The organism is Acrocarpospora sp. B8E8 (assembly GCF_039871605.1).
Taxonomy (GTDB): domain Bacteria; phylum Actinomycetota; class Actinomycetes; order Streptosporangiales; family Streptosporangiaceae; genus Acrocarpospora; species Acrocarpospora macrocephala.
In genome coordinates this window covers 19,516-34,117 of record NZ_JBDPLV010000024.1, presented here as the reverse complement: position 1 = coordinate 34,117, position 14,602 = coordinate 19,516, and the positions used below count along the sequence as shown (strand labels likewise).

The 14,602-nt window shown below is 68.5% G+C and carries 13 protein-coding genes; 11 read left to right on the top strand and 2 right to left on the bottom strand.

Going from position 1 to position 14,602, the window contains the following annotated elements; translation table 11 throughout:
* Positions 1 to 3 precede the first annotated feature (3 nt).
* Complete coding sequence (locus tag ABGB08_RS23065; protein ID WP_347593521.1) at positions 4 to 999, bottom strand: helix-turn-helix domain-containing protein; 996 nt, start codon at positions 997 to 999, stop codon at positions 4 to 6.
* Between the two features lie 138 nt (positions 1,000 to 1,137).
* Between ABGB08_RS23065 and ABGB08_RS23060 the strand changes: the two genes are divergently transcribed.
* The 9 genes from ABGB08_RS23060 to ABGB08_RS23020 all read left to right on the top strand — a co-directional run bounded on the left by ABGB08_RS23060 (position 1,138) and on the right by ABGB08_RS23020 (position 9,706).
* Positions 1,138 to 2,367, top strand: a complete 1,230-nt coding sequence (locus ABGB08_RS23060) for an ABC transporter substrate-binding protein (protein WP_347593519.1) — start codon at positions 1,138 to 1,140, stop codon at positions 2,365 to 2,367.
* Positions 2,364 to 3,203 (top strand): branched-chain amino acid ABC transporter permease, encoded by an 840-nt coding sequence (locus tag ABGB08_RS23055; RefSeq protein WP_347593517.1) that lies wholly within the window; start codon positions 2,364 to 2,366, stop codon positions 3,201 to 3,203. Before ABGB08_RS23060 ends, ABGB08_RS23055 begins: the two co-directional genes overlap by 4 nt.
* The gene (locus ABGB08_RS23050) at positions 3,200 to 4,126 is read left to right on the top strand and encodes a branched-chain amino acid ABC transporter permease (RefSeq protein WP_347593516.1); all 927 of its coding nucleotides are present in this window, start codon (positions 3,200 to 3,202) and stop codon (positions 4,124 to 4,126) included. The genes ABGB08_RS23055 and ABGB08_RS23050 overlap by 4 nt, the downstream gene beginning before the upstream one ends.
* Positions 4,127 to 5,404 (top strand): ABC transporter substrate-binding protein, encoded by a 1,278-nt coding sequence (locus ABGB08_RS23045; RefSeq protein WP_347593514.1) that lies wholly within the window; start codon positions 4,127 to 4,129, stop codon positions 5,402 to 5,404. It abuts the gene before it with no gap.
* Complete coding sequence (locus ABGB08_RS23040) at positions 5,401 to 6,153, top strand: ATP-binding cassette domain-containing protein (protein ID WP_347593512.1); 753 nt, start codon at positions 5,401 to 5,403, stop codon at positions 6,151 to 6,153. Before ABGB08_RS23045 ends, ABGB08_RS23040 begins: the two co-directional genes overlap by 4 nt.
* Positions 6,146 to 6,853 (top strand): ABC transporter ATP-binding protein, encoded by a 708-nt coding sequence (locus tag ABGB08_RS23035; RefSeq protein ID WP_347593511.1) that lies wholly within the window; start codon positions 6,146 to 6,148, stop codon positions 6,851 to 6,853. Before ABGB08_RS23040 ends, ABGB08_RS23035 begins: the two co-directional genes overlap by 8 nt.
* Positions 6,850 to 7,215: a hypothetical protein gene (locus ABGB08_RS23030; protein WP_347593509.1), complete on the top strand. Its 366-nt coding sequence runs from the start codon at positions 6,850 to 6,852 to the stop codon at positions 7,213 to 7,215. Before ABGB08_RS23035 ends, ABGB08_RS23030 begins: the two co-directional genes overlap by 4 nt.
* Positions 7,202 to 9,094 carry an ABC transporter permease gene (locus ABGB08_RS23025; RefSeq protein ID WP_347593507.1) on the top strand — a complete coding sequence of 631 codons (1,893 nt, stop codon included), beginning with the start codon at positions 7,202 to 7,204 and terminating at the stop codon, positions 9,092 to 9,094. Before ABGB08_RS23030 ends, ABGB08_RS23025 begins: the two co-directional genes overlap by 14 nt.
* A 237-nt stretch (positions 9,095 to 9,331) precedes the next feature.
* Entirely contained in the window at positions 9,332 to 9,706 is a 375-nt protein-coding gene (locus ABGB08_RS23020) for a hypothetical protein (protein ID WP_347593506.1), read from the top strand.
* 16 nt (positions 9,707 to 9,722) lie between these two features.
* Here ABGB08_RS23020 and ABGB08_RS23015 read toward each other — a convergent pair whose 3' ends face one another.
* Positions 9,723 to 11,474, bottom strand: a complete 1,752-nt coding sequence (locus tag ABGB08_RS23015; protein WP_347593504.1) for a hypothetical protein — start codon at positions 11,472 to 11,474, stop codon at positions 9,723 to 9,725.
* A gap of 146 nt (positions 11,475 to 11,620) precedes the next feature.
* On the opposite strand from ABGB08_RS23015, the gene ABGB08_RS23010 reads away from it, so the two are divergent.
* On the top strand, positions 11,621 to 11,860 hold the full coding sequence (locus ABGB08_RS23010; RefSeq protein WP_347593502.1) for a hypothetical protein: 240 nt from the start codon (positions 11,621 to 11,623) through the stop codon (positions 11,858 to 11,860).
* A 93-nt stretch (positions 11,861 to 11,953) separates the two neighbouring features.
* The gene (locus ABGB08_RS23005; protein WP_347593500.1) at positions 11,954 to 14,479 is read left to right on the top strand and encodes a PEP/pyruvate-binding domain-containing protein; all 2,526 of its coding nucleotides are present in this window, start codon (positions 11,954 to 11,956) and stop codon (positions 14,477 to 14,479) included.
* Positions 14,480 to 14,602: the final 123 nt, after the last annotated feature.

The following is a 14,602-nucleotide window of genomic DNA, read 5'->3' as shown; positions in this document are numbered from 1 at the left end:
CGTTCATGGTCGGGGCAGCGGCGAAGCCTCGTCTTGCCCGCGAGCGCACAGCGCTTGACCGTGGCGGTACTCCCGGGGCGACAGGCCGAAGGCGGCCTTGAAGATGCGGCTGAAGTGCGAGGCGTCGGTGTAGCCCCACTTGACGGCGATCGCGCTGACCGGGCGGAGGCTCTGCAGCGGGTCGCGCAGGTCGCGACCGCACCGGTCCAGGCGGCGCTCCCGGATCCAGGCGAGCACGGTGGTGCCCTCGGCCCGGAACAGCTTGTGCAGGTAGCGCGTGGAGATGTGGTGCGCGCCCGCGATCTCGGCGGGGCCGAGGCCCGGGTCGCCGAGGTGGGCCTCGATGTAGGAGGTGATGCGCAGGAACAGCGCGTTGCGGGTGCGGCCGGGGTCGGCGGTGAGGTCCAGCCGCCCGGCCAGCGTGGTGGCGACCAGGTCGATGACGTTTCCGGCCAGCCTGGCTCCGCCGTGCGTCTCCACCTCCTCCAGCAGGGCGCCGATCTGGAGCAGGAACGGGCCGACGAGCGCGCCGAGGCCGGACTCGCCGGAGATCGGCGTGGCGGTGACCTGGGCGATCCGGTCCTGCGGCAGGCCCAGCATCGTGCGCGGGAAGATCAGCACGAGCAGCCGGGAGGGGTCCTCGAAGGTCAGCGTGTAGGGCCGGTCGGTGTCGTACACCGCGAATTCGCCCGGGTTGAGCACGGCCTGGCGGCCGGCCTGGCCGAGCAGCCCGCGGCCGCTGACGACCAGGCCGAGCTTGTAGCACTCGGCGGGCGCGGCCGTGGTCAGCTTGGCGGTGCGGTGGGCGGCGTGCGCGCCGGTGTCGACGTCGTAGACGCCGAGCGCGCCCAGGGTGGCCCCGCGCAGCCGCCCGTCGAATCCGGCGTCCTCGCGCGGGAAGGACGCCTCGAGCGGGACGAACGCGTGGGAGACCACATGGCGCCAGTAGTCGCGGCGCTCACCGCTCGACACGTTCTCGGTGTCGGCCAGGTACGGCATGCAGACAGCCTGCGAGCCCATGCACTGGCAGTCAAGGGATGTTCCCTGACGTACAAGACCCGGACGATCTGAGCTTTGACAATGGCGGCACAGGTGCTGGGGGCCGAACCGCCTGTCCCGAGCGGAGGCGCCACATTGTTGACCTACCACCCGACCCGCAGGACGTTCCTGGGCGCGCTCGGCATTGCCTCGATCGCGGGCTGCTCGGCCGGGCTCAGGGAGAGCTCCGGCGGCGGCCAGGCCCTGAAGATCGGCTACGTCAGCCCGCGGACCGGGCCGCTGGCGGTGTTCGGCGAGTCCGACGACTACGTGCTCGGCAAGGTCAGGGCCGCCCTGTCCAAAGGGCTGTCGATCGGCGGCCGGACCTACCCGGTGGAGATCGTCGCCAAGGACACCCAGTCCAGCGCGGCCCGGGCGGCCGAGGCGGCGGGCGAGCTGATCCAGCGGGACAAGGTGGACATCGTGCTGGCGACCTCGACGCCGGACACCACCAATCCGGTGTCGGACCAGTGCGAGGCGGCGAAGGTGCCGTGTGTCGCCACGATCTGCCCGTGGGAGATCTGGGCGGACGGGCGGCCCGCGCCGGCCTACTCCTACCTGCACTTCATCGGCACCCAGCAGGAGGTCGGGGTCTTCGCCGGGCTCTGGGCGCGGGCGGACACCAACCAGGTGGTCGGCGGGCTGTGGCCGAACGACACCGACGGCGAGCTGTACCGGCGTTTCGTCACGGCTGAGACCGGGTGGAAGGTGGTGGACTCGGGCGCGTACGAGGACGGCACCCAGGACTACACCTCGATCCTGGCGGCGTTCGCCGGCGGCGAGGCGGAGATCCTGCAGGCGGCGCCGATCCCGCCGGACTGGGTGACGTTCTGGCGGCAGGCCGCGCAGAACAAATTCCGGCCGAAGATCGTGTCGGTGGCCAAGGCCATGCTGTTCCCGAGCGTCGCGGAGACCCTCGGGGAGTTGGCCGAGGGTCTGGTCGCGCCGGTGTGGTGGTCGTCGGCGTTTCCGTACCGGTCGTCGCTGGACGGGAGCACCGCCAGGGAGTTCGCCGACGGCTACGGGCGGCAGTGGACGCCGCCGATGGGGTTCAACCACGCGCTGTTCGAGATCGCGGTCGCCGCGTTCAAGGCCGCCGCCGATCCGAAGGATCACGCGGCCGTCGCGGCCGCGATCGGCACCCTGAAGGGGGAGGCGATCAGCGGGCGGTACGACTTCACCTCCGGCCCCAGCAAGAACGTGTCGCTGGCACCCGACCTGCTCGGGCAGTGGCGCAGGACCACCTCAGGCAAGTACGACCTGGTCATCGTGGACAACACGCTCGACCCCACGATTCCCGTGCAGGGCGAGTTCACTCCGCTCCGATGATCGCGGCGCTGGTTCAGGGGGTTCTGGTCGGCGGCACGTACGCGCTGGTGGCGTGCGGGCTGTCGCTGGCGTTCGGGGTGATGCGGCTGGTCAACATCGCGCACGGCGATCTGGCGGTGTGCGGGGCGTATCTGGCGCTGGTGGTGGCGACCGGGCTCGGGGTGCCGGTGCCGGCCGCCGTGCCGCTGATCCTGCCGCTGGCGTTCGGCGCGGGGGTGGTGCTGCAGCTGGCGTTGTTCGAGCGGGCGTTGCGGGGTGGGGTGCTGGCGCCGGTGCTGGTCACGTTCGGGCTGTCGGTGCTGATCCAGAACCTGCTGGTCACGGGGGCCTCGGCGAACCCGCGGTCGCTGGACGGCGGGGCGTTCGCGCTGGCCGGGTTCGAGACCGGCGGGGTGGCGGTGTCGTGGCTGCGGGTGGCGGGGTTCGCGGTCGCCGTGGTGGTGCTGGGGTCGTTGCATCTGGTGCTGGCGCGGACGGGGTTCGGGCGGCGGGTGCGGGCCACGGCGGACGATCTTGAGGCGGCGCGGCTGGCGGGGGTCCGGGTGCGGCCGGTGTTCGCGGGGGTGGCGGGGATCTCGGTGGCGACGGCGGCGCCGGCCGGGGTGTTTCAGGGGTTGATGTCGACGTTCGATCCGTACGCGGGCGGGCTGCTCCTGATCTTCGCCTTCGAGGCGGTGGTGATCGGCGGGCTCGGGTCGTTGTGGGGGACGCTCGGCGGGGGGATCGTGCTCGGGGTCACGCAGCAGCTGGTCGCCCTGTGGGATGTGCGGTTCGCGGTGCTCGCGGTGCATGTGCTGTTCTTCGTGGTGCTGGTGGTCCGGCCGGTACGCCCATGAGATACATCGCCGGATTTATCGTCATATTGCTGGCGGCGGTGCCGTACACGCTGGGGCCGGCCGTGGAGCAGCCGCTGGTGACGCTGTTCTCGCTGGTGGCGATGGCGAGCTGGTGGAATCTGCTGGCGGGGTTCACGGGGCTGACGTCGTTCGGGCAGCAGGCGTATCTGGGCGTCGGGGCTTATGGGCTCTATGTGCTGGCGCTCGCGGGGATCGATCCGTTCGTGGCGATTCCGCTGGCGGCGGTGCTGGCGGGGATCGTGGCGCTGCCGGTCTCGTTTCCGGTGCTCCGGCTGTCGGGGGGACACTTCGCCGTCGCGACCTGGGTGCTGGCCGAGATCTTCCGCCTGTCGGTGACGCTCTCCCCCGCCATCGGCGGCAACACCGGCGTCTCCCTCCCCGGCATATCCGGATATTTGCCGCTATTGCGGCAGGCGGTCGTGTACTGGTGGGCGCTCGGGATCGCCGCTGGTTCGGTGCTGGCGGTGTGGCTGCTCGCACGCGGCCGGTACGGCCTGGCCGCCCGCGCGGTCGGCGATGACCCGGTCGCGGCGGCGAGTTCGGGGATTCGGGTGGCCCGCATCCGGCGCTGGGCCTACTGCCTGGCCGCCGCGGGCACCGGCGCGGTCGGCGCGCTGCTGTTCACCCACACGCTCTACGTGCAGCCGGGATCGATCTTCGGCGTGCAGTACAGCGTGCTGATGATGTTCATGGTCCTGATCGGCGGCCTCGGCACGATCGAAGGCCCGGTGGCCGGGGCGCTGATCTTCTTCGCCCTGCAGCAGACCCTCGCCGCCCACGGCCCCTGGTATCTGGTCCTGCTCGGCGCGGTCGCCGTCGCCGTCACGCTCTTCGCCCCGCGCGGCCTCTGGGGCCACCTGGGACGCCCCCTGTTCCCCATCGCCCACCTCCAGGAGAGATAGATGGAACGCCGAACGTTACTCAAGGGCCTGGGCCTGTCCGCCCTGGCCGCCACCGGCTGTAGCACGTCGATCCGGGGTTCCGGCGCGACCGGCACCGACACGATCGTGATCGGGTTCGTCAGCCCGCAGACCGGGCCGCTGGCCGGATTCGCCTCCGGCGACGCGTTCGTCGTGGACACGATCCGCAAGACCCAGGCGTTCGCGGGCGGCATCACCTCCGGAGGCAGGAAGTACACGGTCGAGATCGTGGTCAAGGACACCCAGTCCGACCCGAACCGGGCCTCCCAGGTGGCCCGCGAGCTAATCCTGCAGAACCACGCCGACATGATCGTCACCAGCTCCACGCCGGAGACGACCAACCCGGTGGCGACCGTCTGCGAAGCCCAGGGAGTGCCGTGCGTGTCGGCGGTGGTGCCGTGGCAGGCGTGGTACTTCGCCCGGCAGGCCGATCCGGCCAATCCGAAGCCGTTCACGTACACGACGATGTTCTTCTTCGGGGTCGAGCAGTTCGGCGGGTGTTTCGTCCCGATGTGGGAGCGCGTTCCGAACAGCAAGGCCGTGGCCGGGATGTTCCCCAACGACGCGGACGGCAACGCGTTCCGGGGGGCGTGGCCGGACATCATCGAGGATGCCGGGTACACGTGGGTGGACGGCGGTTCGTACACGAACGGCACCACCGACTACAGCTCGATGATCTCGAAGTTCAAGGAGGAGGACTGCGAGATCTTCATCAACGCGCCGATCCCGCCCGACTTCAACACGATGTGGAAGCAGGCCGCGCAGCAGGGCTTCAAGCCCAAACTGGCCACGGTCGCCAAAGTGCTGCTGTTCCCGGCGGACACGGTGGCACTGGGTGATCTGGTGAACAACATCGCGACGGACTCGTGGTGGGGTCCGTACATGCCGTACACGTCCTCGCTGGACGGGAGCACGGCGAAGGCGCTCGCCGACGCCTACCAGGCGGCGAGCGGGAAGCAGTGGCTGCAGACGCTCGGTTCGACCTACTCGCTGTTCGAGGTGGCCCATCAGGCGTTCACGGCCGTGGACGCGCCACACGACCGTAAGGCCGTCGCCGCCCTGTTGCAGAAGTTGAGTTATGCCGGGATTTCCGGGCCGCTCGACTGGACCAAGGGTCCGGTGCCGGGGGTGGCCATCCAGCAGCCGGTCGGGGTGCAGTGGAAGAAGGGCACGGACTTCCCGTACGAGATGGTGGTCGTCGACAACAGCCTCAACCCCGCCGTCCCGGTCGGCGCCGACCTCACCCCGACGAACCCGTGAACGTGCTCGAACTCGACCGGATCGCCAAACGGTTCGGCCGGGTGACGGTGGCCGACGACCTCACTCTTTCGGTACGGCAAGGCGACGCCGTCGGCGTGGTCGGGCCCAACGGCGCGGGCAAGACCAGCCTGTTCGGGATGATCTCCGGGGATCTGCGGCCGGACGCCGGAGAGGTGCGCTTCGACGGGCATCGGGTGACGCTGCTCGATCCGTCGGTCCGGTGCCGGTTGGGCATTGGCCGTACCTATCAGGTGCCCCGGCCGTTTCTCGGGCTGAGCGTCTTCGAGAACACGCTGGTCGCCGCGCAGCAGGGGGCCAGGGCGCGGGGGCGGGCCAGTTACGCGCTGGCCGCGCGGGTGCTCGGCGAGACCGGCCTCGCCGACCTGGCCGGACGCCCCGCCGCCCAGCTCGGGCTGCTTCAGCGCAAACGGCTTGAGCTGGCGCGCGCGCTGGCCACCCGGCCGAAGCTGCTGCTGCTCGACGAGGTCGCGGGCGGGCTCACCGATCCGGAGGTGACCGAGCTGGTCGCCTTGATCACCGCCGCCCGCGAGCGGGACGGGCTGGCCGTCCTCTGGATCGAGCATGTCGTCCGCGCCCTGACCGCGACGGTCGACCGGCTGATCTGCCTGGCCGGTGGCCGGATCATCGGCGACGGCGGGCCGCTGGAGGTGCTCGGGTCTCCGGCGGTGAAGGAAGTCTTCCTGGGGACCGCCGACGCCCTCACCGAAGCGGAGAACCGTGATGCTTGATGTGCGGAAGCTGAGCGCCGACCACGGGCAGTTGCGCGCGGTGCACGAGCTCAGCCTGGTGCTGGAGCCCGGCCAGGTGCACGCCGTCATCGGCGCGAACGGGGCGGGCAAGTCGACCCTGCTCCGGGCCATCGCCGGGCTGCATCCGCCCTCGTCCGGGGCCGTCCTGCTGGATGGCGAGGACATCACCCGGGAGCCGCCGGAACAGCGGGTGACCCGCGGGCTCTGCCTGGTCCCCGAAGGACGCCGGCTGTTCGCCTCGCTCTCGGTGGAGGAGAACCTGCTGGTCGGACGGCATCGCGCGGCGACCGGACCATGGAATCTCGGCAAGATCTACGACCTGTTCCCGTGGATGCGGGAACGCCGCCGCCAGCCCGCCACCCAGCTGTCCGGCGGCGAACAGCAGGCGGTCGCGATCGGGCGCGCCCTGGTGGCCAATCCCCGCGTGCTGCTCCTGGACGAACTCTCGCTCGGGCTCTCGCCGAAGATCGTCCAGCAGATGTACGCGCTGATGCCGCGCCTCCTCGAAACCGGGATGGCGATCCTCCTGGTCGAACAGGACGTCAGCCAGGCCATCCGGGTCGCGTCCCGACTGCAATGCCTCCTGGAGGGCCGGACCACCCTCGACGGCCGCCCCCGCGACTTCACCCCGGCACAGATCGAGGCAGCCTATTTCGGCTTGCGAGAGGAAAGCGAATGAACTTCCCAAGCACCATCACTCATAGCGCGGCCGCGCTGGCCACCACGGCCGGAGTGGTCCGCACCTTCCCCTACACCATCACTCAAAGCGCGGCCGCGCTGACCACCACGGCCGGAGTGGTCCGCACCTTCCCCTACACCATCACTCAAAGCGCGGCCGCGCTGACCACCACGGCCGGAGTGGTCCGCGCCTCCCCCTACACCATCACTCAAAGCCCGACCCTGGCATGCCGCCCGCTGCCCTTCTTGGCGCCGGTGCGGCGAGAACCATCACCAGCGCGAACGGCGCCGGATAACGGCGAGCAACCCGGCGGGCCGGCAGCTTCGTTGGGGTGCGGAGGGAACGTCGGTGAACTGGGTTAACGCGATTGTGCAAGGTGTTCTGCTGGGTGGGCTCTATGCGTTGTTCGCGTGCGGGCTTTCGCTCATGTTCGGAGTTATGCGGGTCATTAATCTCGCGCATGGTGATTTAGCGGTTGTCGCCGCTTATATCGTGATAGCGCTTGGGCCTGCGCCTTGGTCTTTTGTTATTGCGATTCCACTGTTTGGGGTTTTGGGGTATTTGCTGCAGAGGTCGCTTATTCAGGCGAGTATCGATCGAGGACCGCTGACCACATTGCTGGTCACGTTCGGACTTTCCGTGGTGATCGCGAATTTGTTGCTTGAGGTGTTCACGGCAGACAGTCACTCTTTTGATACGGGAGCGTTCGCGTCGGGGTCTGTTGAGATCGTGGACGGGCTGTCGGTGGGGTATCTGTCGATCGCGGTGTTCGTGGCGGCGGTGGCTGTACTCGTTGGGTTGCAGCTGTTCATGAGCAGGTCGGGGACCGGACGGTTGATTCGGGCGGTGGCCGATGATCCGGAGGCTGCGCGGTTGTCGGGGGTCGGGCATCGGCATGTGTTCGGGATTGCGGCGGCGATCGCGTTTGCGACCGTCGCGCTGGCGGGGTTGGCGTTTGGGATGTATTCGTCGTTTGCGCCGTCGTCGGGGACTTCGCGGTTGTTGTTCGCGTTCGAGGCTGTTGTCATCGGTGGGCTCGGGTCGTTGTGGGGGACTTTGCTTGGCGGCGTGGTGCTCGGGCTTTCTCAGGCGGTCGGGGCGCAGATCAATCTGAGTTATGCGGTTATTGCTGGACATTTGGTCTTTCTGGCGGTTCTGGCCCTGCGGCCGCAGGGTCTCACTGGCGCCGGCGCGCCTCGCGCGTGGTTTTCCCCTCTGCGGCGGGCGCGCCGGTTTCTCGACGTACGGCGGGCGGTGTCGGCTTTGCCGCGTCCTCTCTCTTCCGGGGGAGGCCCTCGGGAGCGAGCGACTCGGCCGTCTATCACGGCTGTGACGGTTGTCGTCGTGGGTGTGGCGGGGTTGGCCTGCCTGCCGTACGTCGTGTTTTCGGGGACTACGGACACGTTGGTGAATCTGTTCATTTTGCTGACGATGGCGAGCGCGTGGAATCTGCTGGCCGGGTACGGCGGTCTGGTTTCGGTGGGGCAGCAGGCGTTCGTGGGGTTGGGGGCGTATTTCGTGCTGATGCTGGCCCAGCGGGGGGCCGATCCGTTCGCGGCGATTCCGCTGGCGGTGATCGGGTGCGGGGCGGCCGCGCTGGTGTTCTCGTGGTTGGTGTTCCGGCTGCGTGGGGGATATTTCGCCATTGCTACATGGGTGGTGGCGGATGTGTGCCAGCTGGTGATCAGCCGGTTTCCCGCGCTTGGCGGCGGGACGGGGGCGAGTGTGCCCGGGTTTGCGGGGATCGATCCGGCTTTGCTGGGGGCGATGACGTACTGGGCCGCACTGGCGGTCGCGGTGGTCACGGTCGGGGGGATCTTTCTGGCGTTGCGGACGCGGCTGGGGCTCGCGCTGACCGCGATCCGGGATGACGAGACGGGGGCTCGGAGTCTGGGCGTGGGCGTGGCGCGGACGCAGCGGATCGTTTACGTGCTGGCCGCGTTCGGGTGCGGGGCGGCGGGGGCCTTGCTGGCGGTGAGCCAGCTCAACGTGGAGCCGACGTCGGCTTTCGCGGTCCAGTGGACCGCGCAGATGATCTTCGTGACGGTGATCGGCGGGCTCGGGTCGGTGGAAGGACCGATCGTCGGGACGGCACTCTACTTCGTGCTCCAGCAAGCGCTGGCCGGGTACGGCGCCTGGTATCTGATCATTCTGGGCTTGCTCGCGACGGGGGTCGCCATCTGGGCGCCGCGCGGATTGTGGGGATTGATCGCCGACCGCCAGGTGGCTTCGCTCACCTGACAGCCCACCTCACTGCTTGGATGGCCGCAGGGTGACGACGGTTTTGCCGAGCGCTTCGCGTTTCACCGCGGGCGCCGTACACGTTCGCCGAACTCATCCAGCGGGTGCGGCGATTCAGGTAATGTCCGGACTGTGAGGCTGGCTTCCCGAATCGCCGCAGCTGGAGTCTGTTTCGTCGCACTGACGGGGTGCTCCGAACCACCGCGACCAACGCTTGAGTCGGCGACCCGTAATTTGGTGACCGACGGCGAAAGGCTACTGGCGTCAACTCTGGTCACGAGCGTGGGACAGTTTCGGATAACCGAAAGAGCCGAAAAAGATTCGGATACAGGCTGCATCACCGGGTTGAAGCAACGCTTCTTTCGCGCTCAAGGGAATTATCTATACCCGGAACGACCATCCCCTGGCACTGCGGTAGGGGCAGCGCATGGTGAACTTCTCGCGATGAGCTACGATCAACTCGTCGACGATCTTGATTTCTGGGACAATGACCTGTCCGTGGTCGTTCTCCACAAGCCCGAATCCGCGGTGACATTCATGATCGCGGGACGAATCACTGAGCCGAATATCCTGATCGTCGGGAAGACCGACTGCTTCAAACCTGAGGAATGACTGTCTGCCACTATCTCTATCCCCCTCGAATCTCGAGCGCCTTCACCAGCGCGGGGGAGAGACGGCCTCGGAATGCCTGCATGAGCATTTCTCGATCTTCAACAGTGAGTGGGTCTTGCCCATGTTTTGCCAATGAAGCCTGCACTGCGTCCACCTCAGCTGATACGAGCCTGTCCGCGACCACGCCGGCCGTTTCAGGGGTCAGTTCGTCTAGGTGATCTTTGAGCACATCGGCCAGCAAGTCTTTCGGACCGCTACTGTGATAATCGACTGCGGTGCTGCCCAGCGGGGTGGCTTTCCTGAAGACCCGGGCGAAGGTGTAGTTCACTGGCAGCAAAGCGGCGTCGGCAACCATGTCGATGAACTCGTCGTCGTTGAACTCCGCGTAGGCCGAACCGCCCAGCAGCAGATTCGACAACCCGCCCGCCTCCGCGCTCAACCGTGTGTACACGGCCCGCTCCGCCTTGTCGGAGCTGTACGGATGGGCCTGGCCGATGTCCAGACTCTGGACATACGCCTCGAAGTCGGCCTGCAACTTCTTGGCCGTGTCCGGGTCCTGCATGAGCGCGCCAATGAAACGGGCCGCCACATCCTCGTGCAGGCCCTTCCACAGCCCGGACGGCGCCAAGCCCAGCTCCCGCGAATAGGCGTGCACCTGGCCGCGCGCCAGCTGACCCAGATACGGAGTGATGTGCTTGGCCAAGACCCCGTTGACCGGAGAGTTCTCGAAAGAGGCGAAATGACCGGAGGCGTTCTGCGTCCCGTCATAGCCCACCCCGTCTATCAGGTTGATCCACGCCCGCTCTCGCGTCGCCGCCGAACCCGTATTCGGATCGAGGGCGCCATCCAGCACCGCGGCAACCAGGTCGGAAAAGTGGGCCGTGCCGGTTCCCCTGATCAGATCCGGGTCCAGCAACTGCCCTGCCACCTGCCGATTCTCAGCCAGGAGCTGCTGCAACGCGTCCGCATTGCCGATGTAGGCCCCCGCCACCAGAACCGAGTTCCAGTCCGGCTCGGGAAACGACGCGGAGTAACCCGCGCCGGGCGAGCCCAACTGACGAACCGCGACCGCATTGAGGAACTCATCCGACGCCCGGGTTAGCGCCACCATCGCCGACAGCGTGGCTGGACCGGCGTTGGCCAGCACATCCTCCCGCCAGCCCGCCGGAAGTCGGCCCGAGGTCTCAGCGGCGGCGAAGGCGACCGCCAACGGCCCCAGCGATTCTTGCGCCGTATCCAGCTCTCCGATGGCCAGGCCGCGGCCCCGGCTGGCGGTGTGGGCGTCCAGCCACTTGGTGAAGATGGTCCGCACCGCCTCCGGACCGTCCAGCGCGGCCAGCAACGCCGCTGCATACGCCGGGTCGCGCGTGTCGGCGTTCCCGGCGGCGGTCAGACCCGCCTCCACCCTGGCCCAGGACTGCGCCGTACCATCGGCCAGGTGGGCGGCCAGCGCATCGGCCAGCTCTCTCCCGGCCTGCCTACCAGCCGAGACCGCCTCCTCCTGGCTCGTGAATGGCACTCGAACGGTCGTTAGCGGGGGCGAACCGTCGGGCACGACCTGCTGCAGCACCTCTAGCCGCCATCGCAGATCGACCTGCGCGTCATGGAAGAACGCCCACGCCCGGTGCATCGCCGTCACCCCACCGGAACCGGCCCAGTCAGCGCCCGCCTCGGCGATCGCGGCCTCAAGTCCGGGTCGCACCCCCGCCAGAACGCTCTTCCCCGCCTCCAGCCGCCGGATCAACGCCTGCACCCCGGCCGGATCCATTCCCATGAACTCGCCCACAGCAGCCTCCCGCGCACGGACGTACAGCCCGATCAGAGCCTAATCAGACAGCCCGTAGTGGTACGCCAGACCACCACCATGGAGTCCCAGGTACTCAAAGAGTCGCTAAAGCGCTATATCGCGAATTCGTGCCAGAGGTAGGCCACCTGGACGTCTCGGGCGGCCAACGGACCATTGTTGTCGATCTCGGGTCGGTGGAAGGACCGATCGTCGGGACGGCGCTCTACTTCGTGCTCCAGCAAGCGCTGGCCGGGTACGGAGCCTGGTATCTGCTCATTCTGGGCTTGCTCGCGACGGGGGTCGCCATCTGGGCGCCGCGCGGCTTGTGGGGGTTGGTCGCGCACCGACGGGCCGCTTCGCTCACCTGACAGCCCTTTCGACACGTCCGCCGCTAGAGTGAATTCATCAGTTGTTGATTTACTCTTGGCCCGGTCGTAATCTGACCGCAAGGAGGCGGTCACATGTCGTACATCCTGAAATTTCGGGATATTGGGGTGGAGGATCTCGGGCTGGTCGGCGGGAAGGCGCTCAACCTGGGGATTCTCACCGCGGCGGGGCTGCCGGTCCCGCCGGGTGTGGTCGTCACCACCGAGGCGTACGAGCAGGTGGCGGGCTCGCTCGACCTGGGCTCCCCCGAGCTGGCGGCCGACCCGGCGCGGGCCAGGGCGCTGGTGATGGGCGCGGCGATTCCGGACGACATCGCGAAAGCCGTGCGGCAGTTCGGGGACGTGCCGGTGGCGGTGCGGTCGTCGGCCACGGCGGAGGACCTGCCGTACGCGAGTTTCGCCGGGCAGCAGGACACCTACCTGAACGTGATCGGCGGCGACGCCGTGCTCGACGCGGTGCACCGCTGCTGGGCGTCATTGTGGACCGACAGGGCGGTGGCGTACCGGACGGCGAACGGGATCGACCACCGGGCGGTCCGGCTGGCGGTCGTCATCCAGGAGATGGTCCAGTCCGAGGTGGCGGGCGTCATGTTCACCGCCAACCCGGTGACCGGCCGCCGCCGCGAAGCCGTCATCGACGCCAGCCCCGGTCTTGGCGAAGCCGTCGTGTCGGGTGCGGTCAATCCCGACCATTTCGTCGTACGGGACGGGCGGATCCTGGAGCGGCGGCTGGGTGACAAGCGCATGGCCGTACGATCCCTGGCCGGAGGCGGGGTCGAGCATGTCGCGGCCGAGCACGACGCGGCGTGCCTCACCGACGCGCAGGTGCTCGCGCTGGCCGAGCTCGGGAACCAGGTCGAGGACCATTACGGATCGCCGCAGGACACCGAGTGGGCGATCGACGCCGACGGCACGCTGTGGCTGACCCAGGCCCGGCCGATCACCACACTCCACCCGATTCCGCAGGGCCCGCCGGGGCTGCGGGCGTATTTCTGCTTCAGCCTCGCGCAGGGCCTGACCCGCCCGATCACGCCAATGGGCATATCGGCCATCCGAATGTTGTCAGCGTCGGTCTCCGCGACCGTGTTCGGCTCCCCCGTCGCCGACCCGCGCGCCGGAGCCCCCACGTTCCACGAGGCAGGCGGAAGAATCTTCGTCGACCTGACGCCTGTCCTGCGCAGCAGCCTCGGCCGGGCGCTCGTGCCGCGCGTCTTCGACGTGATGGAGGCCCGCTCGGCCACCGTCATGCGCGGCCTGTTCGACGAACCCGAGTTCAGCGTCACCCACTGCTCCAAGCGCCCCGCGATCCGCCGTGCGCTGAAGCTGGCCCGGAGGTTCCACATTCTCCCGAACGCCGTCCAGGCCATCGCCAGCCCGGAGAAGGCGCGGCGGCGCGTGGCACAACTCGGCACCGACCTGAAGTCCCGCCTCCCGCTGCCGCCCGGCGTCGCTCCGCTGGACCACGTCGAATGGCTGCTTTCCACCCAGATAATCCCAATCGTCCCCTCGATCCTGCCCGCCGCCGCACCTGGCTTCATCATGCTCGGCCTGGCCGGCAAACTCCTCGGCGGCAAGGCCAAGCCCGGCGAACTCGCGAGCGTACTCCGCGGCCTCCCGCACAACGTCACCACCGAGATGGACCTGGAACTCTGGCACCTCGCCGAACGCATCAGAAAACACCCGGAAGCCACCGCACTCCACGACAACCCGCTTCCCCCGCCGGTACGCGAAGAACTCGACGGCTTCCTGACCCGGTACGGCGATCGCGCGGTCGCCGAGATCGACCTCGGCCTGCCCCGCTGGCGCGAGGACCCGTCCCACGTGATCGGCGTCCTCGCCAATCTTCTACGCCTGGAGGATCCGTCCCTGGCCCCCGACGCCCTGTTCGCGAAGGGCGCCGCCGAAGCCGAAAAGATGATCGCCGACCTGGCCCGCCGCGCCGGTCGGCTACGCGGCCCCTTCATCCGATTTGCCCTGGGCCGGGCCAGAGCCCTCGCCGGGCTACGCGAACTCCCCAAGTACTACCTGGTGGTGGCGCTGGCGACCGTACGCGATCTGCTGCGGCAGGTCGGCGCGGACCTGGCCGAACGCGGCGCGATCGAGAAGCCCGACGACATCTTCTTCCTCACCCTGCCCGAAGCCCGCGAAGGCGGCGACCTGCGCACCACCATCACCCAGCGCCGTGACGACTACACCCGCGAGCTGCGCCGCCGCCACATCCCCCGCATCCTCCTCTCCGACGGCACCGAACCCGAAGCCGTCGCCCACACGACCCCCACCGCCGACGGCGCCCTGACCGGCACCCCCGCCTCCTCCGGCCAGATCACCGGCACCGCCCGCGTCATCCTCGACCCGATCGGCGCCCACCTGGAGCCCGGCGAGATCCTCGTCTGCCCCTCCACAGACCCCGGCTGGACTCCCCTCTTCCTCACCGCCGCCGGCCTGGTCATGGAAATGGGCGGCGCCAACTCCCACGGCGCGGTCGTCGCCCGCGAGTACGGCATCCCCGCAGTCGTCGGCGTCCCCCACGCCACCGAATCCATCGAAACCGGCCAGCAGATCACCGTCGACGGCACCTCAGGAACGGTGACCTTCGCCTGAGCCCTTCGCCCACGTGAGCTGCCAAACGTCCCCCGGATGCCTGAGTGGCCCGATCCCCATCACCGTGACAGCCTTCACCGGCTGACCGGACGCTCGATTGATGACTCCGGGTTGGATATCTAC

Excerpts from the sequence above, each read along its gene's own strand:
- ABGB08_RS23035 (WP_347593511.1), top strand. The coding sequence starts at position 6,146 with ATGCTTGATGTGCGGAAGCTGAGCGCCGACCACGGGCAGTTGCGCGCG.
- ABGB08_RS23005 (WP_347593500.1), top strand. The coding sequence starts at position 11,954 with ATGTCGTACATCCTGAAATTTCGGGATATTGGGGTGGAGGATCTCGGG.
- ABGB08_RS23050 (WP_347593516.1), top strand. The coding sequence starts at position 3,200 with ATGAGATACATCGCCGGATTTATCGTCATATTGCTGGCGGCGGTGCCG.
- ABGB08_RS23055 (WP_347593517.1), top strand. The coding sequence starts at position 2,364 with ATGATCGCGGCGCTGGTTCAGGGGGTTCTGGTCGGCGGCACGTACGCG.
- ABGB08_RS23065 (WP_347593521.1), bottom strand. The coding sequence starts at position 999 with ATGCCGTACCTGGCCGACACCGAGAACGTGTCGAGCGGTGAGCGCCGC.
- ABGB08_RS23045 (WP_347593514.1), top strand. The coding sequence starts at position 4,127 with ATGGAACGCCGAACGTTACTCAAGGGCCTGGGCCTGTCCGCCCTGGCC.
- ABGB08_RS23030 (WP_347593509.1), top strand. The coding sequence starts at position 6,850 with ATGAACTTCCCAAGCACCATCACTCATAGCGCGGCCGCGCTGGCCACC.
- ABGB08_RS23015 (WP_347593504.1), bottom strand. The coding sequence starts at position 11,474 with ATGGATCCGGCCGGGGTGCAGGCGTTGATCCGGCGGCTGGAGGCGGGG.